Annotated in this window: 18 protein-coding genes; 6 read left to right on the top strand and 12 right to left on the bottom strand. The window is 63.5% G+C overall.

Annotation, left to right across the window (positions count from 1 at the left end; translation table 11 throughout):
- Positions 1-107: 107 nt before the first annotated feature.
- Entirely contained in the window at positions 108-812 is a 705-nt protein-coding gene (locus tag AVO45_RS11510) for a response regulator (RefSeq protein WP_068347097.1), read from the top strand.
- Here the strand turns inward: AVO45_RS11510 and AVO45_RS11505 are convergent.
- Positions 785-3,565 (bottom strand): ATP-binding protein, encoded by a 2,781-nt coding sequence (locus tag AVO45_RS11505; protein WP_068347096.1) that lies wholly within the window; start codon positions 3,563-3,565, stop codon positions 785-787. The two genes, AVO45_RS11510 and AVO45_RS11505, sit on opposite strands and share 28 nt — an antisense overlap.
- Positions 3,566-3,662: 97 nt before the next feature.
- Here AVO45_RS11505 and torT point away from each other — a divergent pair, with 97 nt between their 5' ends.
- Positions 3,663-4,547: a TMAO reductase system periplasmic protein TorT gene (gene torT, locus AVO45_RS11500; RefSeq protein ID WP_240482124.1), complete on the top strand. Its 885-nt coding sequence runs from the start codon at positions 3,663-3,665 to the stop codon at positions 4,545-4,547.
- Positions 4,548-4,581: 34 nt separating this feature from the next.
- Here torT and AVO45_RS11495 read toward each other — a convergent pair whose 3' ends face one another.
- From AVO45_RS11495 to AVO45_RS11480, 4 genes are read right to left on the bottom strand one after another with little or no spacing between them, the layout of a single operon-like run.
- Complete coding sequence (locus AVO45_RS11495; RefSeq protein ID WP_068347095.1) at positions 4,582-6,561, bottom strand: oxidoreductase; 1,980 nt, start codon at positions 6,559-6,561, stop codon at positions 4,582-4,584.
- Positions 6,558-7,289 (bottom strand): NAD(P)-binding domain-containing protein, encoded by a 732-nt coding sequence (locus AVO45_RS11490; protein WP_068347093.1) that lies wholly within the window; start codon positions 7,287-7,289, stop codon positions 6,558-6,560. The genes AVO45_RS11495 and AVO45_RS11490 overlap by 4 nt, the downstream gene beginning before the upstream one ends.
- The gene (locus AVO45_RS11485; RefSeq protein ID WP_068347403.1) at positions 7,289-9,334 is read right to left on the bottom strand and encodes an NADH:flavin oxidoreductase; all 2,046 of its coding nucleotides are present in this window, start codon (positions 9,332-9,334) and stop codon (positions 7,289-7,291) included. Before AVO45_RS11485 ends, AVO45_RS11490 begins: the two co-directional genes overlap by 1 nt.
- An 11-nt stretch (positions 9,335-9,345) precedes the next feature.
- Positions 9,346-10,566: a trimethylamine methyltransferase family protein gene (locus AVO45_RS11480; protein ID WP_068347091.1), complete on the bottom strand. Its 1,221-nt coding sequence runs from the start codon at positions 10,564-10,566 to the stop codon at positions 9,346-9,348.
- A 110-nt stretch (positions 10,567-10,676) separates the two neighbouring features.
- On the opposite strand from AVO45_RS11480, the gene AVO45_RS11475 reads away from it, so the two are divergent.
- Positions 10,677-11,285 carry a TetR/AcrR family transcriptional regulator gene (locus AVO45_RS11475; protein ID WP_068347089.1) on the top strand — a complete coding sequence of 203 codons (609 nt, stop codon included), beginning with the start codon at positions 10,677-10,679 and terminating at the stop codon, positions 11,283-11,285.
- A gap of 55 nt (positions 11,286-11,340) precedes the next feature.
- Here AVO45_RS11475 and leuB read toward each other — a convergent pair whose 3' ends face one another.
- The 7 genes from leuB to AVO45_RS19730 all read right to left on the bottom strand — a co-directional run bounded on the left by leuB (position 11,341) and on the right by AVO45_RS19730 (position 17,568).
- Positions 11,341-12,444: a 3-isopropylmalate dehydrogenase gene (gene leuB / locus AVO45_RS11470; protein WP_068347087.1), complete on the bottom strand. Its 1,104-nt coding sequence runs from the start codon at positions 12,442-12,444 to the stop codon at positions 11,341-11,343.
- Positions 12,445-12,599: 155 nt separating this feature from the next.
- Positions 12,600-13,649 carry an endonuclease/exonuclease/phosphatase family protein gene (locus AVO45_RS11465; protein ID WP_068347085.1) on the bottom strand — a complete coding sequence of 350 codons (1,050 nt, stop codon included), beginning with the start codon at positions 13,647-13,649 and terminating at the stop codon, positions 12,600-12,602.
- Complete coding sequence (locus AVO45_RS11460) at positions 13,646-14,476, bottom strand: hypothetical protein (protein ID WP_068347083.1); 831 nt, start codon at positions 14,474-14,476, stop codon at positions 13,646-13,648. The genes AVO45_RS11465 and AVO45_RS11460 overlap by 4 nt, the downstream gene beginning before the upstream one ends.
- A 314-nt stretch (positions 14,477-14,790) precedes the next feature.
- The gene (gene leuD, locus AVO45_RS11455) at positions 14,791-15,396 is read right to left on the bottom strand and encodes a 3-isopropylmalate dehydratase small subunit (RefSeq protein ID WP_068347081.1); all 606 of its coding nucleotides are present in this window, start codon (positions 15,394-15,396) and stop codon (positions 14,791-14,793) included.
- A 41-nt stretch (positions 15,397-15,437) separates the two neighbouring features.
- Positions 15,438-15,974: an HdeD family acid-resistance protein gene (locus tag AVO45_RS11450; RefSeq protein ID WP_068347080.1), complete on the bottom strand. Its 537-nt coding sequence runs from the start codon at positions 15,972-15,974 to the stop codon at positions 15,438-15,440.
- A gap of 38 nt (positions 15,975-16,012) precedes the next feature.
- Positions 16,013-17,416 (bottom strand): 3-isopropylmalate dehydratase large subunit, encoded by a 1,404-nt coding sequence (gene leuC, locus AVO45_RS11445; protein WP_068347078.1) that lies wholly within the window; start codon positions 17,414-17,416, stop codon positions 16,013-16,015.
- Between the two features lie 53 nt (positions 17,417-17,469).
- Positions 17,470-17,568 (bottom strand): isopropylmalate isomerase, encoded by a 99-nt coding sequence (locus AVO45_RS19730; protein ID WP_157770145.1) that lies wholly within the window; start codon positions 17,566-17,568, stop codon positions 17,470-17,472.
- Positions 17,569-17,676: 108 nt separating this feature from the next.
- Here AVO45_RS19730 and AVO45_RS11440 point away from each other — a divergent pair, with 108 nt between their 5' ends.
- The 3 genes from AVO45_RS11440 to rlmH all read left to right on the top strand — a co-directional run bounded on the left by AVO45_RS11440 (position 17,677) and on the right by rlmH (position 20,076).
- Positions 17,677-19,038 (top strand): mechanosensitive ion channel family protein, encoded by a 1,362-nt coding sequence (locus tag AVO45_RS11440; RefSeq protein ID WP_068347076.1) that lies wholly within the window; start codon positions 17,677-17,679, stop codon positions 19,036-19,038.
- Between the two features lie 164 nt (positions 19,039-19,202).
- Positions 19,203-19,562: a ribosome silencing factor gene (rsfS, locus tag AVO45_RS11435; protein WP_068347401.1), complete on the top strand. Its 360-nt coding sequence runs from the start codon at positions 19,203-19,205 to the stop codon at positions 19,560-19,562.
- 43 nt (positions 19,563-19,605) lie between these two features.
- A complete protein-coding gene (gene rlmH / locus AVO45_RS11430; RefSeq protein ID WP_068347074.1) occupies positions 19,606-20,076 on the top strand; it encodes a 23S rRNA (pseudouridine(1915)-N(3))-methyltransferase RlmH in 471 nt (156 codons plus the stop codon).
- Positions 20,077-20,081: the final 5 nt, after the last annotated feature.

The raw sequence follows: 20,081 nt of genomic DNA, 5'->3' as shown, positions 1-20,081 counted from the left end.
CTCCTATGGCAGAAACTCGGCGCGACGATGTTCCATCGCACCCTCGGCGGCCTTGACTCGCCGCAAACCGGCTTGTTCGAAAATGTAAAGACTTGTAAACTCTGCGCATGGCCCAGCACATCCTCATCGTCGAAGACGACCGGACGACACGCATGCGCCTCGCTGCCTATCTGCGCGAGCTGGGCTACCGCGTCAGCGAAGCGGAAAATGCCGACGACATGGAAACCATTGTCGGGTTCGATCCGCCCGAACTTTTGCTGGTCGACATCAATCTGGACGGCAAGGACGGGCTGACGATCACTCGCGAACAGCGGGCGAAGAGCCGGGTGGGGATCATCCTGCTGACGGCACGGGACGACCAGGTGGACAAGATCGTCGGACTGGAAATGGGGGCCGACGACTATGTCACGAAACCCTTTGACAAGCGCGAACTGGCGGCGCGGGTCAAGAACCTGCTGGCCCGGATCGCCGACATCGGGCAGGCGCCGCAGGGGCCGCCACCGGTAGAGACGTTCGGCCCCTGGTGTTTTGACCGCATCCGTCGCCGGCTGGTCTCGGCGGCGCGGGTCGAGCCCCTGACCCCGCAGGAGTTCGAAGTGTTGGCGGCGCTGACCGACCGTCCCGGCCAGACACTCAGCCGTGCACGGCTATCGGAAATGATCGGTCGCAGCCCGGTGCGCGCCAACGACAGGGTGATCGACGTGGTGGTGGGACGGCTACGCAAGAAGCTGGAAAGAGACCCGGCGAACCCGGAATGGATTCTGACCGAACACGGTCAGGGCTATCACTTTGTCGATCCCGCCTCTATCTGAAGACCGGCCTGCGCGGCGGCGGCTTCCAGCTGCGCGGCGGCGGTATTGGCGCATTCTCCAACCCGGTTCAGCAGAGTGCCATCCGCGCCACCCTCGCAATCCTCGACCTCTGCCAGCACAGCGCAGAGGTCGTCGAGCCGGAAATTCGATGCAGCGCCCTTCAACCGGTGTGCCGCTCTGCGTTGCTGGTCGGCGGGTGCGGCTCGGATTGCGTTGACGGCACTTGGGAGGTCCTGGAGAAACTCTCTCACGATCCTTCCGGTCGTATCCCGGCCAAGGTCGGAAATGTCCTCGATCAGGCTTTCGTGCACGTCCGTTCCGCCGCTGGTCGGGTTCACTGGCGAGAGTCCCGCCAGCAGCTCTGACAGCGCCCGCGGCGAGACCGGTTTCGACAGAACCTGTGCGACGCCGAGACGCGCGCGGTTTTCGGCAGTGTCCTCGATCAGATGCGCGGTGAGGGCCACCAGCAACGGCTTGCCCTCGCCCTCGCCTATCCGCGCCGCGACTTCCTCGCCGCTCATGTCTGGCAGGTCGTGGTCGATCAGGATCAGGTCAAAGCGTTCCGCACGGCTTGCCTGCACCCCGGCGGCCCCGGTGTCGGCCTCGCGCACGCGGCAACCCATCCGCTCCAGATAGCCCCGTGCCACCATCCGGTTCACCGCGTGATCGTCGATCACCAGCACGCGGCGGTTCAGGTCCGCAGCGGAAGGTTTGGCCTCGTCCTCTTCCATCAACTCCGCATCGCCGGGCATCAGGGGCACGGTCAGGGTAAAGCGGCTGCCGACTCCCGGCTCGCTCTCGACACTCAGAACCCCGCCCAGGGCTTCGGTTAGGTTGCGCGAAATGGCAAGACCGAGACCGAGCCCTTCGATCCCGGCGCGTTTTACCGCGTCAGTGCGCGCGTAGGCATCGAAGGCGTGCTCGATCGCCTCGCGCGTCATGCCGATACCCGTGTCCGCTACGGTGAAACTGACGACCGGCTGCCCGCTCGCATCCGCGGTTGCGTGATCCACGGACAGGGTCACGGTTCCCTGCGTCGTGTATTTCACCGCGTTGGAAATCAGGTTGCCTACCACTTGCCGGATCTTCACGACATCGCCGCAGAGCACCGGCGGCGCGGTTTCCGCCAGATCCACGTCTGCCTCCAGCCCCTTCTCGGCGGCCAGCGACCGCAAATGGTGACCCATCTGCCCCACGAGGTCGCGCAGCCTGAAATGCACCGGATTGCCGCGGTTGCCCCCGTCCTCGCTGCCTGCGTAGTTCAGGATGTCGTTGGTGATGTCCAGCAATTCGCGGGCCGAACTGTGCGCCGTTTGCACCCGTTCCCGGTGATCCGGGTCGCTCATCTCGGCCTTCAGCAGCCCGAGCATGCCGATGATCCCGTTGAGCGGTGTGCGAATCTCGTGGCTCATCCGCGCCAGGAACTCGGTCTTGCTGCGGTTGGCGGCCTCCGCTTCGGCGCGGGCGGCATCCGAGGCGCGCATCTCGGCCACCACGTCACCGGTGCGTGCGATCACCGCCTCTTCCAGATGTTCGCGCAGTCGGGCCTCGTCCCGGGCACGGCGGCGCAGGATGTTGAGCGCCTTTTCCATCCGCCCGATCTCGTCCTGTCCGCTGATTTGCAACGGCTCGCCATGGTCGCCTCCGGCCACGGCGACGATACGGCGCGAAAGGTTGCCGAGCCGCGCGACCAGCCGGCGCCGGGCGTAGATCCACAAGATCGAACCGGCTGCAACCGCCGCGGCCACGACCGCCAGCAGGGCTACGGTCACCATCGCCGACTGCCGCTGCACATCGGCAATACGCGCCAATCCCTCGGTTTGGACAGCATCCCGCGCCCGCCGCGCCTGTTCCGACAGGTCGGAAATGATCCGTCGCAATTGCTCGCTGGCTTCCGCTGTTGCCGCCTCCGAGGCGATCCTGTCCTTCTGCAGGTCAATCAGTCCGCCGGGCGCCATCGCCGAATTGAATCGGCTCAGATGCTCTGCTGCCTCGTCCCGGGCACTTGCCGACGGCAGGAAATCGAGACGGCGCCCGGCCAGCTCGAGATGCCGTGACAGGTCCTCAGCCGTGGCCACCAATTCGGGTTGCGCCGTGATATCCGGCACCTGTTGCACCCGCAAACGCACGGCATCAACCAGGCGCGCCAGTTCCGTCAACCGCTCGAAGGCGAAGAAATGGCGGTCGGCAAGATTGTCCAGTGCCGGGCGCGAGTTCGCGTCCGGATCCAGATAGATGCCGACGATTCCGGCGGTTATTCTAAGCCGGGCAAGGTCGGTTTCCGCTTCGATCAGCGCGTCGAGACGTGAGCCATGTGACGCCAGCTCGGCCGCTTGACCCTCGATGCGGTCGGCAAGCTTCAATACGTCGTGACCGGTTCCGGTCATCTGTGCGACGAGCTCGGTGGCCCGCGTTTCCGGTGCCGGCACCGGGGCTGACGGGCTCGCCCGGGCCAACTCTCTCGCACCGGCTTCGATGTCACCCACTGCCGCCGCCAGCGCATCCGAGATACGGTCCAGGTCTTCGCTGGTGTCTGCCTGCACGAAGGCAGTTGCGAGCGAGCCGACCACCTCGGCCGAGGCGCCGATCCGGCTTGCCAGCTCCATCGCCGGCAGGCTGGATTGGTTCAGGTCATTGTGGGCTCGAACCAGATAGCGGTTGACGGCAATTGCGGCGATCCCCACCATGATGGCCAGCGCCCCCATGGCGGAAAGGATCTGGATCAGCCGCGTGTCAAATCTTGTCCGTCGCATAGTCAGACACTACGGGGCCGCCTGTGCGTGTTCAATCAAGGCATTTGCGTTATGCGCCGCGCTCTGGCCATCGGTCACCGGCGCCGGGTCACGGCCGGTGTTCTGTGTCCTTGTCCCACATTTCAAGGACGAGTACTGGCTGAGTGTCGGATGCGGGCTGGAAAAGGAAGCGGAGCGGCAGAACGTCGACCTTCTGTTCTACGAAGCGGGTGGTTACCGCGCCCTTGCGCAGCAGATCGAGCAGCTTTTTGCCTGCGCGGAACGCGGGGTGGATGCGATTCTGATTGGCGCGGTCGCTTCGGATCACCCCGATCTCACGGATGCGATAACGCAAGTTGCGCCGACCGTCCCCGTTTTCGGGCTGGTCAACGAACTGCATGCAGAGGTTCTCGGCGGTCGTGTCGGCGTCGATTGGCAGGACATGGGATACGCGATCGGGCGCCATCTGACGGAGCGGCATCCAGAGGGATCTCCGCCGAAAACGGCCGTATTCCTTTCCGGTCCGCGCGAGGCCGGCTGGACCGGGCCGCTGGAGGCCGGTTTGCGCATGGGGCTTTCAGGCAGCGCTGTCGCCATTCTGGAGGTGTTCGGTGCCGATACGGGTTTGCGACAGCAACTGGCGCTGGTGGAAACCGCGCTGCAACGCCACCCGGAGGCCGACTACCTGATCGGCAGCGCGCCTGCGGTCGAGGCCGCAATGGGACTGTTGGAGAACTCCGCCGACCCCGACCCGCCACTGCTGGTTTCGACCTACATAAGCCACACGATCCTGCGGGGCCTGATGAACGGAAGCGTGCTGGCCGCGGCGTTCGACGACCCGATGCAACAGGGTGTGTTGGCGATTCGGCAGGCTGCGGCCGGAATTCCTCCGGTCCGAAACGCACCGGCCATCGGGCCGGAGATTGTGCTTCTGACCCGCGCGGGCCGCGAATTGCAACAGGTCCGGATTTCGCCCGCGGACTATTTTCCGGCCCTGCAGTAGTCGCCGATGGTTCTGCCGGCACGGCCGACCGCTGCTAGATTGTCAGACCGGTTTTTCGACCTTCGAAGATCGCGGCCGAGGCCAGACGCGGGGCGCAGGCGTCGCCCACGATGTATGACGCAATCCCCAAGGCGCGCAGGTCACCGGCAAGTCTGTTCTCGGCAACGTTCCCGGTTGCCAGAACCAGAGAATCCGCCAGCAACTGCGATCTTTCACCGGTCAGAAGGCACTGCACCTCGGCCGCCTGCCCCGACCAGCCGGCAATCGCAGCCTCGGTCACGAATGACGCGCCCAGCCTGGCCAGAGTGCGACGGGCCGGGAAATCCGTGGCCGAGCGGAACAACTCCCTGGCAACCATCGCATCCGGGGTCACGATCGAGACCTGATGGCCCGCTTCGGCCAGATGCCAGGCGGTTCCGATTCCGCGCCAGTTTCCGCCCTCGTCCAGAACGATGACCTTCTGTCCCAGCCGGGCAGCACGACCCATCACGTCCTCGACGGACCAGACATTGCCAGTTTCGATACCAGGCAACTCCGGGACGTGCGGCAGGGCTTTCTGGAACCCCGTGCCCGCAGGCATCGAACCGGTCGCCAGAACGACCTCGTCGGCTCCGACCGCCTGAATGTCTTCGGCGTCCATATAGCTGTTGAACCGCAGATCGACGCCCAGCTTGTCCAGCTGCCGCCCATACCATGCGATCAGGTCGGTGATCTGCGCGCGGCGGGGCTGCAGACCGGCAAGCCGGAACTGGCCGCCAAGCTCGGATGAGGCCTCGGCAAGGATCACCTTGTGGCCGCGCTCGGCGGCAACACGGGCGGTCTCCAGACCGGCCGGGCCGGCCCCGACCACCAGAATGGTTTTGGGCTTTTCGGCAGGGGTGAACCGATCGCCGCCCCACAGGTATTCATGGCCGGCCGAGGGGTTGATGAGGCAGGAGATGTAGTAATCCCGCCCCCGCCGGCCCCAGCATTGCTGGTTGCAGGTCAGGCAGCCGCGGATGTCCTCCAGCCGGCCTTGCCGCGCCTTGGTCACGAGGTGAGGGTCGGCGATCTGGGCCCGCACCAGCGCCACCAGATCCGCCTGCCCCGACCCAAGAACGGTGTTGGCATTCTCGGGCGTGCGGATATTGGATTCGGCCGTGACCAGCGCGTGCTGCACCGCCCCCTTCAGGCGCTCGGCCAGATCGGCGCCAAGGTTTTCGGGATACTGAAAGCTCGGCAGCAGCTTGTAGAAGTCGAAATAGCTGCCCGACCCCACGGTGACGTAATCCATGAGGTTCTCGGCATCGTGCAGGGCCACGATTTCGACCATTTCGTCGCGGCTGAGGCAGACTTCCTTGTCGGAATCATCGTTCACCGACAGGCCGATGATGAAATCCTCGCCGCAGGCCTCGCGGATGCGGCGCAGCACCTCACGGGAAAAGCGCGTGCGGTTTTCAAGGCTGCCGCCCCATTCATCCATGCGCCGGTTCGAAAACGGTGTCCAGAACTGATCCAGCAGGCAGTGATAGGCCGCCCAGACCTCGACCCCGTCGAACCCGGCCTTCTGGCAACGGATCGCGGCCTGCACGAAGCTGTCGATCGTCTCTTCTATCTCATCGACGGTCATCTCATGGCTGCCGTCATTGTCATGATAGCTCGGCCCGCCCGAAGGCGACCAGTTCGCGTGCCAGCTGTTGTCCCAGTCGCCATGTGCGCCGACATGGTAAAGCTGCTGGATCATCACCGTGCCGTGGGCCTTGCAGGCCTCGGTCAGCCGGGTGAAATGCGGGATCACCTTGTCGCTGGAGTGGCGGAAATTGCCGCGCGTCAGCACGGCGGCCGGATGCACCGGCATCGGCTCGACCACGATCATGGCCGCGCCGCCCATTGCGCGTTCGCGGTAATAGGCCAGATGCTGATCGCCCGGCAGGCCGTTCTGGGCCATATTGGTCGTGTGAGCGCCGAAAACGATGCGGTTTTTCAGAGTCTTGTGGCGCAGTTTCACCGGGGAAAAGACGTGTTTCAGGCTCATCGACCGCTCTCCAGCTTGTCCAGTCCTTGCGACAGGGCCTGCCCCATGCCGCTCTGCTCCATGTGCTGCCTCAGGCGCTGGTTGTAGCCGCCGGGCGTGTTCAGCGCCTGTATCAGCGGCGCACAGGCCGAGGCCTGCAGGGACGAGGCAACCAGCGCCCGAAGAAAACGCTCGCCCTGCTCGGCGTCCGACACTCTGGCGCCCAGCCATCGGGCGGCATCCTCCACCATGCGCGTGACCGGCGACAGAACCGCCTGGGCGCAGAGATAGGCCTCCATCTCGGCGGGGCTTTCCAGTTCAAAGACCGGGTTTCGGGCGCCGAAGATCTCGCGGACCAGAGCCGCGTTACCCTGCATCATGATCGGCGAGCCGCCATCGGCAACGCCCGGAAACGGCATCATGATGGCCTCGGCCAAGGCGGGTTCGACGAGCTTGCCCACCTCTGACAGAGACCTGCCGGCCATAAGCGTGATGACGCGATGCTCGGGCCTGAACCTGAGTTGGCCGAGGATGTCCGCGGCGACCTCCGCCATCAGGCCGAGAAACACCACCTCGCTTGCGTCCAGAACGCCTTGGTTCGGGGCGACATGGACGTTTTCGAACTCGGCCGCCAGGGCAGCCGCGTTGCCTGCGCTGCGTTCGGAGACGGTGATCCGGTGCCCGTCCTGCGCGATGCCGCGCACCACCGCCGAGGCGATGGTGCCGGTGCCGATGATCCCGATCCGCATCAGATGTCCTTGACCAGCCGCAGCGCGTCATAGATCGCCGCATGGGTGTTGCGGGCGCTGACGGCATCGCCGATCCGGAACAACTGGAACCTGCCGTCGGAGTTGCGCATGATCCTCTGCGGGCGGCCCGCGATCAGGTCGTCATGGTCCACCGCGCCTTCGTTCGACGAGAGCGGCTTGAGGTCGAAATAGAGATCGGCCATCGGCATCGTCCCGTAGTTGACCACCACCTGATCGTAGAGCTTTTCAGACGTGAAATCGCTGTAGTCGGTGCCGATCCGGGCCTTGAGCTGGTTGCCTTCGCGGGTCACGCCCAGCAGGCGGCGCGTGACGGTAAACGTGGTGTCCTTGTCCTGCAGCGCGCGCATGTAGGGCACCAGGTTCATGCCCATGATGTCGGGCGCGAACACGCGGTCGGGCGTCATGACCTCGACCCTGGCGCCGGCATTTGCCGCGACTTCGGCCGCCATCAGCCCGGGGTGGTCGCCGCTTTCGTCATAGATCAAGACATTGCTGCCCGGCTTGACGTCGCCCGAGATCAGATCCCAGGCGGTCACGGCCAGATCCTCTTCGTGGCCGCTTTCGAAAAGCTCGGTATTCGGCAGGCCCCCGGTCGCCACGATCACCACGTCGGGGTTCAGCGCGGTGACATCCTCGGCCTCGGCCCAGTTATTGAAGCGAAATTCCACGTCGCGGGCCGCGCATTGCGCCATGCGCCAGTCGATGATGCTGATCATCTCGCGCCGGCGCGGGTGCTGCGCCGTCAGCCGCACCTGTCCGCCCGGGTCGGGCTGGGCCTCGAACACGGTCACGTCATGGCCGCGTTCCGCCGCGACGCGCGCAGCCTCCAGCCCGCCGGGGCCGGCTCCGACGATCACCACCTTCTTCTTCTCTTGGGCCGGAGAGATTTCATGCGGCATGGTCAGCTCGCGCCCGGTGGCGGCATTGTGCATGCACAGCGCCTCGCCCGCCTGATAGATACGGTCCAGGCAATAGGTCGCGCCGACACAGGGGCGGATGTCATCCTCGCGGCCCTCGACGATCTTTTTCACGATATGCGGGTCGGCCATGTGCGCGCGGGTCATGCCGACCATGTCCAGCAGCCCGGCCGCCACCGCGTGACGGGCGGTCGCCACGTCCGGGATTTTCGCCGCGTGGAAGGTGGGCATGCCGGTGGCCTTCTTGACCTCGCCCGCGAAATCCAGATGCGGCGCGTTCTTCATCCCCTGCACCGGGATCACGTCGGTCATGGCCGGATCGGTATGGATGCGGCCCCGGATCACGTTGAGGAAATCGACCATCCCGCTCGCGGCCAGACGTTTGGAAATCTCGATGCCTTCCTCGGGGCTGATGCCGCCCTCCTGCGCCTCGTCCGCCGTATAGCGCAGACCGACGATGAACGCGTCCCCCACCCTTTTGCGGATGGCAGACAGCACGTCCATCGGCAGCTTCAGCCGGCTTTCCAGCGTCTGGCCGCCATAAGGCCCGTCGAGATCGTTGGTCAGCGGCGACCAGAACTGATCCAGCAGGTGGCCGTAGACCTGAAGTTCGATCCCGTCCATGCCGCCTTCCTTCATGCGCTCGGCGGCATCGGCGAAGTCCTTGATAATCCGCTCGATATCCCATTCTTCGGCCAGCTTGGGAAAGGCCCGATGCGCCGGTTCGCGGTGTTTCGAGGAGGACACCGAGGGCAACCAGTCGCCCTTGGCCCACCCGGTCCGCCGCCCCAGATGGGTCAGCTGGATCATCACTGCGCAACCGTGGTCATGGCAGGCATCGGTGAGCCGCCTGATCCACGGCACCACCTCGTCCTTGTAGGCGAGGATGTTGTTGAAGACCGGAGGGCTGTCTTTCGATACCGCCGCCGATCCGGCGGTCATGGCCAGCGCCACCCCCGCCTTGGCGCGCTCGGCGTGGTAGGCGGCATAGCGTTCCTTGGGCATGCCGTCCTCGGGATAGGCCGGCTCATGGCTTGTCGTCATGATCCGGTTGCGCAGGGTCAGATGCTTGAGCTGATAGGGTTGCAGCAGCGGGTCTTTCGACATCATCTCCTCCCTCAATACCAGGCGTCGGCCATCGAGGCCTTCTTGCGCGCCACGAAATCCTGCAACGCCTCGTCGGTCGCCTCGTCCATCGGCGGGGCCTCATAGGCGTTCAGGATATCCTTCCACCGCCGGTTCGCGCGCTGCGCGGAATCGATGCACCCCTGCTCCTCCCAGGTCTCGAAAGGCTGGTCGTCGTTCAGGGCGCTGTCCCAATAGGCGGTTTCATAATGGCGCAGAGTGTGATCGGTGCCGAACAGGTGCTCGCCCGGCCCATTCTGCGCCAGCGCCTCGAAGCCCAGGGTATCCTCGTTGACCTCGATACCGTTCAGATAGGCATGAAGCGCGCCGCACATGTCGGTGTCCATCACGAATTTCTCGTAGGACATCGACAGCAGCCCATCCACGAAACCGGCCGAGTGCAGGATGTAGTTCGCGCCGCCCTGCACCGCCGACATCATCGACATCATGGCCTGTTGCATGGCCTGACCGTCAGGCCGCTTCGAGGTGCTGAAATTGCCCATGATGACGCAGTTGTTCTCGACGAAATCGGCGCCGAACAGGATGCGGCACATCTCGATGCTGTCCGCGGCGCGCTCGGGCGCGGTGATCGAGCCCAGGAAAGGCCGGTCGGAATAGCGCATGTGGGCATAGACCATGTCGAGGTGCCGCTTGTTCACCGCGACATCGGTCGGTTCGCAGATGGTGCCGCCCGAGTGATGCAGCCACGGCGAGGACTGCGCCAGCTTCACGAGGTTTTCAAAATCCTGAATCGTGCCGTAGCGCCTGCCCTTGTCCATATCCATGACGAAAGGCGATCCGTAGGACGGGGCAAACACCATTGCATCACCGCCGATCTCGACATTGTTCGCCGGATTGCGCGCGTGCTGGGTGAAGCGCGCGGGGGCGGTGCGCAGGATTTCGCGGATCATTCCCGGTTCGAATTTCAGGTTCCAGGCCTCGGCCGACACCTCTGTCACCTTCGCCCCGGCCTCGCGGTACAGACGCACCGCCTCGGCATCTTCCCGGACTTCGATGCCGATCTCGGCCAGAATGCGGTCGGCCGTGGCCTCGATCTTTTGCAGGCTCTCTTCGTCGAGCAGGTCAAAAGTGGGGATTTTGCGCGTGATGTAGGGCACGCGAAGATGGGTGTTCTGTCCGGGCTGATTGCTGCGGGCCGACTTGGCGCTGCCGCGACGGGTGCGACGCTGCCGGGTCTGGGTTGCATGCTCCATGGGGCGAATCCTCAAATCATACAGGGTGGTGATTGACATATGTGTTCCCGAACTTGACACATGTGTCAATATTGTTGTGCAGACCTGTTTGCTTTGATAACAGGCGGGGCATGGATGACGTATCGAAACAAGGTGTGACCGAGAGCGCATGGCTGAACGCCGCCTATGACCTGCTGACCGAAAGCGGGGTCGAGGCGGTCAAGGTGATGACCCTGGCGAAGAAGCTCGGCGTTTCCCGCACCGGCTTTTACTGGCATTTCAAGGATCGCGAAGAACTGCTGGAAGCGATGGTGCGCCGCTGGGAGGAAAAGAATACCGGCAATCTGGTGGCGCGGACCGAAGCCTATGCCGAAACCATCGTCGAGGCGATGTTCAACCTGTTCGACTGCTGGCTCGATGATGACCTGTTCGATGCGCGGCTGGATCTGGCGATCCGAAACTGGGCGCGGAATGATCCGAAGCTGCAACGGCGCTTGGACAACGCGGACCGGGTGCGGCAGGAGGCGGTGACGAAAATGTTCCTCCGTTTCGGCTTCAAGGCCGAACAGGCACATGTCCGCGCGATGACCGTCATGTATACCCAGGTCGGGTATATTTCGATGCAGATCGAGGAAAACAGGGAAACCCGGATCGCGAACATGCCCGACTATGTCGAGGTCTTCACCGGGGTCAGACCGCGTGAATCGGACATATCCCGGTTCATGTGCCGGCACGGATAGATACGCCGGTTTCGGGGGCTTGGCCTGCGGCAGCATACCGCCGCAGGCCGAAATATCAGAGGCTGGCGTCCAGCGCGGCGACGATCGCGTCGCCCATTTCAGAGGTCGAGACCGGCTGCACGCCCTCTTCCGCCAGCAGATCCGCGGTGCGCACCCCATCGGCCAGAACCTTTTCGATGGCAGCTTCCAGCCGGTCGGCCTCGGCGCCCTGATCGAAGGAATAGCGCAGCGCCATCGCAAAGCTGAGGATGCAGGCGATCGGGTTGGCCTTGCCCTGACCCGCGATGTCCGGCGCCGAGCCGTGGACCGGTTCATACAGCGCCTTGGGCCGGCCATTGGCCATCGGCGCGCCCAGCGAGGCCGAAGGCAGCATGCCCAGCGAGCCGGTCAGCATCGCGGCGCAGTCCGACAGGATGTCGCCGAACAGGTTGTCGGTCAGGATCACGTCGAACTGTTTCGGCGCGCGCACCAGCTGCATGGCGCCGTTGTCGGCATACATGTGGCTCAGCTCGACCTCGGGATAGTCCTTGCCCACGCGGGTCACCACCTCGCGCCACAGGATGCCCGATTCCATCACGTTGGCCTTTTCCATCGAGCACAGCTTCTTGTTGCGGCGCATCGCCAGCTCGAAGGCCGAACGCGCGACCCGCTCGATCTCGGATTCGGTGTAGCGCTGGGTGTTGATGCCAACGCGCTCGTTGCCTTCCTCGAAGATGCCGCGCGGTTCGCCGAAATAGACGCCCGAGGTCAGCTCGCGCACGATCATGATGTCAAGGCCCGCCACCACGTCCTTTTTCAGCGACGAGAAATCGGCCAGCGCGTCAAAGCACTGGGCCGGGCGCAGGTTCGAATACAGGTCCATCTCCTTGCGCAGGCGCAGCAGGCCGCGCTCGGGTTTCACGCTGAAATCCAGATCGTCGTATTTCGGCCCGCCCACGGCGCCCAGCAGAACCGCATCGACCTCCTGCGCCTTGGCCATGGTCTCGTCGGCTAGGGGGACACCGTGCTTGTCATAGGCCGCGCCGCCGACCAGGTCCTCGCTGACGTCGAATTGCAGATCGCGCTTGGCGCTGAACCAGTCGATGATCTTGCGCACTTCGGCCATGACTTCCGGGCCGATTCCGTCACCGGGAAGGATGAGGAGCGAGGGGTTGGACATGAACGGTCTCCTTGCGTTAGGTCGCAATGGCCCTAGCGCGTGCGCGGCAACGGGTCAATGAGACGAACCGGCCAAAACACCGAGAAAACCGGCTTGATTCCCTTCGCGGTGGCGCCTCCACTCCTCTTCGCGGGATCGGGCCGGCACTCAGGGTTTCAGGGAACGAGGTCGACCCAGACAAGGCGATGCCGGCTGGCCCGCGTGGCCGCGTCGTGCCCCTCTTCTCCGGGACCGGGCCAATATACGCCGGCGCCGGAGACCTTCCAGTCAACGGATGGAAGAACGTAGTCCACGCGAAAGCTGCCGATGCCTTCCCATACCACGGTGTCGAGGTCATCCGGGGACGGGGCGCCCTGCAAGACGCCATTTCTCCGGGGCTCCGGGTCCTGAAGGCGCGGGTCGGCCAACAGACCCGCAATGGTTTCCGTGTGACCGTCGCTATCCTTGGGGTCGAGGTTTGCGTCTCCGGCAATCACAAAACGGTTTTCGGGTGCCGGTCCCAGACCGCCGTCGAGAAAAACCTGCCACAGGCGGATTTCGTCGCGGTTGCGCAGCCCGTTTCGGTCTTCGGGGCCGTCGAACACGGGCGGCGAGGCGTGGAAGGTCAACAGGTCGAACTGGCCCGATGGCGCCTCGATCGGCACCACCCAATGCGCGGTCGACGACAGGCGTTGCACGGATTGCGCCTGGGCCGACGGAAACGGCTTGCCATCCAGTTCCGGCAACCGGGCCCCCGGAAGATCGCGCCACAGCAGGCCCGAGAAATCCCGCACAGCTTGGGTTGCGATCGGATGGCGCGAGAGGATCGCCAGGCCGCCTTGCCCCGAATATCGCCCCCACCCCTGAGAGTCGCCCGGACCGTATTTCCTGCCGTCTCCGTCAAGGTCGAGATCCGTTTCCAGCCCGGCATTCGGTTGGCGCGAAAACCGGTAGGGATAGTGCAGGCCGGCCTCGGCAAGCCGGTTCACGAGTTCCTCCAACGCGAGTCCGTCGAAGTCCCAGTCGATGCCTTGCAGCGCGATCACGTCCGGGGCGACGGCCGCGATCACGCTGACGACATCCATGACCTGAGGATCGCCGCGCTGAATATCGCGCAGCAACAGCCCCGGCCCGTCACGGCTGAGTTCGGTGTTGAAGGTCGCGACCCGCAGCGTCTCTGCCTGCACCGCCACCGGCAACAGAAGCAGCAGCAGGATACGGGTCATGCGGTCTGGGGGGCCTCGGCGGTGGCGTAGGCGCGGCGTTTTTCCGCGATCAGGCCGGCAATCCGCAACATGGCTATGCCGCGCATGACGGTGCTGGCCGGGAGAAAGGCCCAGGCGCTGGCGGTCCATACCATGGTCTGAGAGTTCGCCAGCGTGATCGGATTGGCATAGTCGGCGACCAGCTTGACCAGCGCAGGGATCAGGAACGGCAGCAAAATGCCGGCAAGGATGTTGAGCCGCCCATCCCTCTGCATGCGGGCCACGACATCACCACCGGCGGTCGGATCGAAGAGCGGCAGGTTGATCCAGACGTTGAAGGCGCCATTCCCGATGGGCCAGCCGCGAACACGGACCGCCCAAGCGAAACTTGCCACGGTCACCAGGGCCGCAACATAGGCAACACTCGCAGTCATTCGGACCTGTTCCGCGACGGATGGGGCCACGTCCTGCGGCAGCACTGAAACGACCAACCGCACCGGCGAGTATGGAAAGTCCACGACATTTGCAATCAATGCGCCGATCCCATGGAAGACGGCCGTGGTCGGGGTCGGCGTGTAGGCGTGCTTGCAGATAAGGGTCAGGAAAGTGACCATCGACATGAGCCCGACGAAACGCAGCCGGTTCATCGGCGGGGCATCCCGGAACTCGATGAAGCTGGGGAAGGCGGAGTTGTATTCGGCAAAGGTCAGAAAGAACGCAAAGATCGCGAGAAAGACCACGATTTCGGTCGAATTGGACGTCATTGGGGGCAGGTACAGCGCTGGCGTCAGCACCATCAGCGCCACCAGAACGCCGCGTATCACCGCCCCTGTCGTGCGTGCAATCACTATCCGAACCCCTTCCAAATTGGGCAGGCCGGTTCTGTTCCGAGCCCTTTATTTTGCCCGAGTCCGCCGAGCCGACGGATGCCTCCTTGTCCTAAAGTTGTGAAAGCAGAAGACACTTCACTCAAGCCAAAGCACAGGAAATACCTGATTCTGGGCGAAAAGATGGCGGAACTGGTGCCGCTTTGCATCATTGTTGTCTTTAGTATGTCCTGCGTTTGTCGGGAATGGCTACATGTTGTGGTTGAGTTGTGTCCAGGCCCAAAACAAAAAACGGGGTCGCTGAGCGACCCCGTCGGATGTTGTGGCACGTGGAATCAGACCCAGGGGCGGGACTGGACGGCCTGTGATTCGAAACGATCGATGTATTCCGCCTTTTCCATCGTCAGCCCGATATCATCGAGCCCGTTGAGCAGGCAGTGCTTCTTGTGGGGGTCAACGTCGAACTTGATGACCTCGCCATCCGAAGTGGTGATTTCCTGGTTTTCCAGGTCAACGGTCATGCGGGCGTTCTCGCCCTTCTGCGCATCCGCCATCAGGGTCTCGTGTTCCTCCGGGCTGACGACGATCGGCAGGATGCCGTTCTTGAAGCAGTTGTTGAAGAAGATGTCGGCAAAGCTGGTCGAGATCACGACCTTGATGCCGAAATCCTTGATCGCCCAAGGAGCGTGCTCGCGCGAAGATCCGCAGCCGAAATTGTCGCCGGCGACGAGGATCTCTGCATTGCGATAGGCGGGTTTGTTCAGAACGAAATCCTCGTTCTCGCTGCCGTCCTCGTGATAGCGCATCTCGTCGAACAGCACGACGCCAAGGCCCGAGCGCTTGATGGTTTTCAGGTGGACCTTGGGGATGATCATATCGGTGTCGATATTGATCAGAGGCATGGGGGCGGCCACCCCGTGGATTTTTTCAAACTTTTCCATGTTTCACTCCTGCGGGAGAGGGCCGTCCCCTGCTGCCCGCGTTACGCTTGTTTCAGTTCGTTTTCGCCGCTCTTGACGAAGAGCGCGGTGAAGATCAGGCCGAAGCCGTTGAAGAGCATCTCGATGCCCAGCAGGATACCCAGCAGGCTGAGCGCCAGACCAACCGAGGCATTGGCAAAGATGTAGCCGGCCAGCGCCAGCGACAGCACGCCCGAAATGAGTGTCGGCCAGAAGAACTGCGTTCCGCGCATCTGGAAGGACAGGATGATCCGCGCGATCCCACCCGCGATGAACAGGATCATGATCACGGTCGCCAGGGTCAGCGTCCCTTCAAGCGGGTTCTTCAGGAAGGACCAGCCGAGGAAAACCATGATCAGGCCCATGAGAATGGACAGGATCTTGTTCCCCGCGCCCTCGACGGTGAAACCGCCGACAACCTGAACACCGCCGCCGATCAGCAGCATGAAGCCGGCCAGCGTGGTGATCGCGACCGAGGCAATTATCGGCGCGCCCAGGACGATGATCCCGAACACGATGGACAATATCCCCAGAAGAAGCAGTTTCAGCCAGTCACTCATTTCAGTCTCTCCCTCAAAAAATCAATAATGAGGGAAGCTTACATCAACTCGCGCACATCTGTCAGCTTTCCTGTGATGGCCGCCGCAGCAGCCATGGCCGGGCTCAGCAGGTGGGTCCGACCACCCCGACCCTGACGGCCTTCGAAGTTGCGGTTCGAGGTTGCGGCGCAACGCTCGCCCGGGCTCAGCTGGTCGGGGTTCATGGCTAGGCACATCGAACAGCCCGCAAGGCGCCATTCAAAGCCGGCCTCCTTGAAGATGTCGGCGATGCCTTCCTCTTCGGCCTGGGCGCGCACGAGGCCCGAGCCGGGCACGACCATGGCGCGGATGCCGTCCTTGATCTTCTTGCCCTTCAGGATCTCGGCGGCGGCCCGCAGATCCTCGATCCGGCCGTTGGTGCAGGACCCGATGAAGACGGTGTCGATCTCGATGTCGCTCAGCTTCTGGCCCGGCTTGAGGCCCATGTATTCGATCGAGCGGCGCGCGGCCTCGACCTTGCCGCCCTCGAAATCCTCGGGGTTGGGCACGGTCGCGGTGATCGGCAGGACGTCTTCGGGGCTGGTGCCCCAGGTGACCACGGGGGCGATGTCCTCGCCGCGGATGGTGACGACCTTGTCCCAATGGGCGTCGTCATCGGAATACAGCGTCTTCCACCAGGCCAGGGCGGCCTCCCACTGCGCGCCCTTGGGGGCGTGCGGGCGGCCCTTGACGTATTCGAAGGTCTTTTCGTCCGGCGCGATCAGGCCGGCGCGGGCGCCGCCCTCGATGGCCATGTTGCAGACGGTCATGCGGCCTTCCATCGACAGGTCGCGGATCGCCTCGCCGCAATATTCGATCACATAGCCGGTGCCGCCGGCGGTGCCGGTTTCGCCGATCACGGCCAGGGTGATGTCCTTGGCGGTCACGCCCGGCTGCAGCTTGCCGGTGATCTCGACCTTCATGTTCTTGGATTTCTTCTGGATCAGCGTCTGCGTGGCCAGAACATGCTCGACCTCAGACGTGCCGATGCCGTGGGCCAGCGCGCCGAACGCGCCGTGGGTGGCGGTGTGGCTGTCGCCGCAGACCACGGTCATGCCCGGCAGGGTCCAGCCCTGTTCGGGGCCGACGATGTGGACGATGCCCTGACGGATGTCGTTGACGGGGTAGTAGTGGATGCCAAAGTCGCGGGCGTTCTTGTCCAGCGCCTCGACCTGGATGCGGCTTTCCTCGTTTTCGATGCCGTTCACGCGGTCGGGCGTCGTGGGCACGTTGTGATCCGGCACGGCGATCGTCTTTTCCGGCGCGCGCACCTTGCGGCCCGCCATGCGCAGACCTTCGAAGGCCTGCGGGCTGGTCACTTCGTGCACCAGATGCCGGTCGATATAAAGCAGGCAGGTGCCGTCTTCGGCCTCGTGCACGACGTGGGCATCCCAGATTTTGTCATAGAGTGTTTTGGGGGACATCGGTCCTCTCCCATTATTGTGAGAATGGCTGGCGACAGGTGACTGGCTGCCGCTCATAGGCGGGCCAGAACCGAGCGGGCGGCCCCGACGAACCGTTCACGCAACCGCGTGCGGTCCTGCAGATTCGGTTTCGGGGCAGGGATGTGTCTCATGCGCACCAGATATATCGGGGCACCGCGTCAATCAAGATCGATCTCGGCAAGCCTCGGGGCCTTGCGCCGAACCGCGAAAGCCGGTCATGCTGAGCGCGGGAGGTATCGATGGACCAAGACCTTTTGCCGCCAACCATTTCCGAGATGTTCACAGCGATGGTTGCGGCATTCTCCGAGCAGGGCGGCAAGATCTACGACCTGATCGCGACACCGGGCTGGCGGCAGTATCAGCTGGTCATCATCGTGCTGCTGGTGGCTCTGTCCTATCTGCTCAGACTGGCGACGAAGGGACGCTGGGAGGCCTGGGCCCGGGCCCGCGTCGGTTGGCCGAAATGGCGGCTGCGCACGCTGGTCCAGATTCTGCGGCGCCTGACCCTGGTTTACTTCGTGCTGGTGTCCTGGCTTGTCTACACGGTGATGCAGCACACCACCTGGCCATCGCGCAGCTACATAATCGGTGTGGTGGCGACACTTGCGACGGCCTGGCTGGTCATCGCCCTGCTGGCCCGTCTGGTCAAGAACCGGACCCTTCGCAAGATCTTCAAGTGGTCGATGTGGATCTATGCAACGCTTGTGGCGCTGAACCTGACGGATGACGTGGCGGGTTTTCTCGACAGCATAGCCCTGTCGATCGGAGATCTGCACATCTCGGTTCTGGGCATGCTCAAGGCGGTTCTGCTGATCGGTGCTCTGTTGACGCTGGCCCGGCTGGCCACCCAGGCGGCTTCGCGTGCGCTGGAGAAAAATGACGATATCACGCCGTCGATGCAGGTGTTGCTGGCCAAGGGGATCCAGGTATCCCTCTATGGGCTCGTCTTTCTGGTCGCAATACGGACGCTGGGCTTCGATCTTACGGGTATCGCGCTTCTTTCCGGCGCCATCGGCGTCGGTATCGGTTTCGGCCTGCAGAAAGTCGTCTCGAACCTGATTTCGGGAATCATCATCCTGATGGACCGGTCGATCAAGCCGGGGGATGTGATCTCGCTGGGCGACACGTTCGGCTGGATCAACGCCTTGGGCGCGCGCTATGTCTCGGTCGTCACGCGTGATGGGCGCGAATACCTGATCCCGAACGAGGACCTGATCACCGGGCAGGTGGTGAACTGGTCGCATTCGGATGAATTCGTGCGGCTGGATCTCCATTTCGGCACCAGCTACGGCGATGATCCGCACAAGGTGCGCGCGGTGGCGATCCGGACCGTGAAAACGGTAAATCGGGTGTTGAGTGACCTTGGACACGAACCGGTGTGCCACATCACCGGCTTCGGAGACAGCAGCGTCGATTACGTTCTGCGGTTCTGGATCAGGGATCCGACGGCCGGATTGACCAATATCCGCGGCAACGTCTACCTAGCGCTTTGGGATGCGTTCAAGGCCGAGGGCATCTCCATCCCGTTCCCGCAGCGCGAAGTCAGGTTGTTGAAGGACGACCAAGGCGGGTCGGACTCGCAACAACTCGCCAAAGAGTGACGTAGCGTGGCCGCAGTGGCCTTGCAGTTCATTGAAATGTCCCCCGGGGATTGCTAATTTTGAAGTACCTCGGCGCCGGAGGTTGGCGGCGCGCTGCAAAGGAGGACTATGTCCTGTCTCTTCAAGCACAGGCGGGTTTGCCCGCCGATGAACGGGCCGGTGTGATGGCCCACTCTCAGCTGACCAGCGAAAAGCTGCTTGAGCGCATCCTTTCCTCACTTTCCGATGACAAGGCCGAAGATGTCGTGCAGATCGACCTGCGCGGGAAATCCTCGGTGGCGGATTACATGGTGATCGCGTCCGGACGTTCGACACGTCAGGTCTCGGCCATGTCGGAAAAGCTGACGGATCGCATCAAGCAGGAATTCGGGTTCACCTCGAAGGTCGAAGGCAAGGATGCCGGCGACTGGGTGCTGATCGATACGGGCGACGTGATCGTCCATATCTTCCGCCCCGAGGTTCGCGAGTTCTACCAGCTGGAAAAGATGTGGCTGCCGCAGGGCAGCAGCGCCTCAGCCAACTGAGGCGCCATCCCGCCCCATATTGAGGGGTCGGAGGCGAGAGAGAATGCGTATTTGCATTTGCGCGGTCGGCCGGTTGCGGGCCGGACCGGAAAAAACCTTGATTGACGACTATCTGACCAGATTCGACCGCACGGGCCGCGCGTTGGGCTTGGGTCCTGCGCGGGTCATCGAGGTCGAGGACAAGAAGAATGCCGGCATGAAGGCCGAGGCGGATCTTCTGCGCAAGGCGCTGCCGAAAGGGGCGGTGATCTGTGCCCTGGACGAGCGCGGCAAGGTGATGTCCTCGCCCGATTTCGCGAAAAGGCTGGCCGGCTGGCGCGACGCCGGGCGACAGGACCTGGCGCTGATCATCGGCGGGGCCGACGGGATCGACCCGGCGCTGCGGGCCGAGGCGGATTTTTCCATCTCTTTTGGCGCGATGGTCTGGCCGCATATGCTGGTGCGGGTCATGCTGGCGGAACAGCTCTACCGCGCGGCCACGATCCTGTCGGGCGGGCCGTATCACAGGGTATGAGCGGG

The organism is Ruegeria marisrubri, assembly GCF_001507595.1.
GTDB lineage: Bacteria > Pseudomonadota > Alphaproteobacteria > Rhodobacterales > Rhodobacteraceae > Ruegeria > Ruegeria marisrubri.
This window is presented reverse-complemented; position numbering and strand designations above follow the sequence as displayed.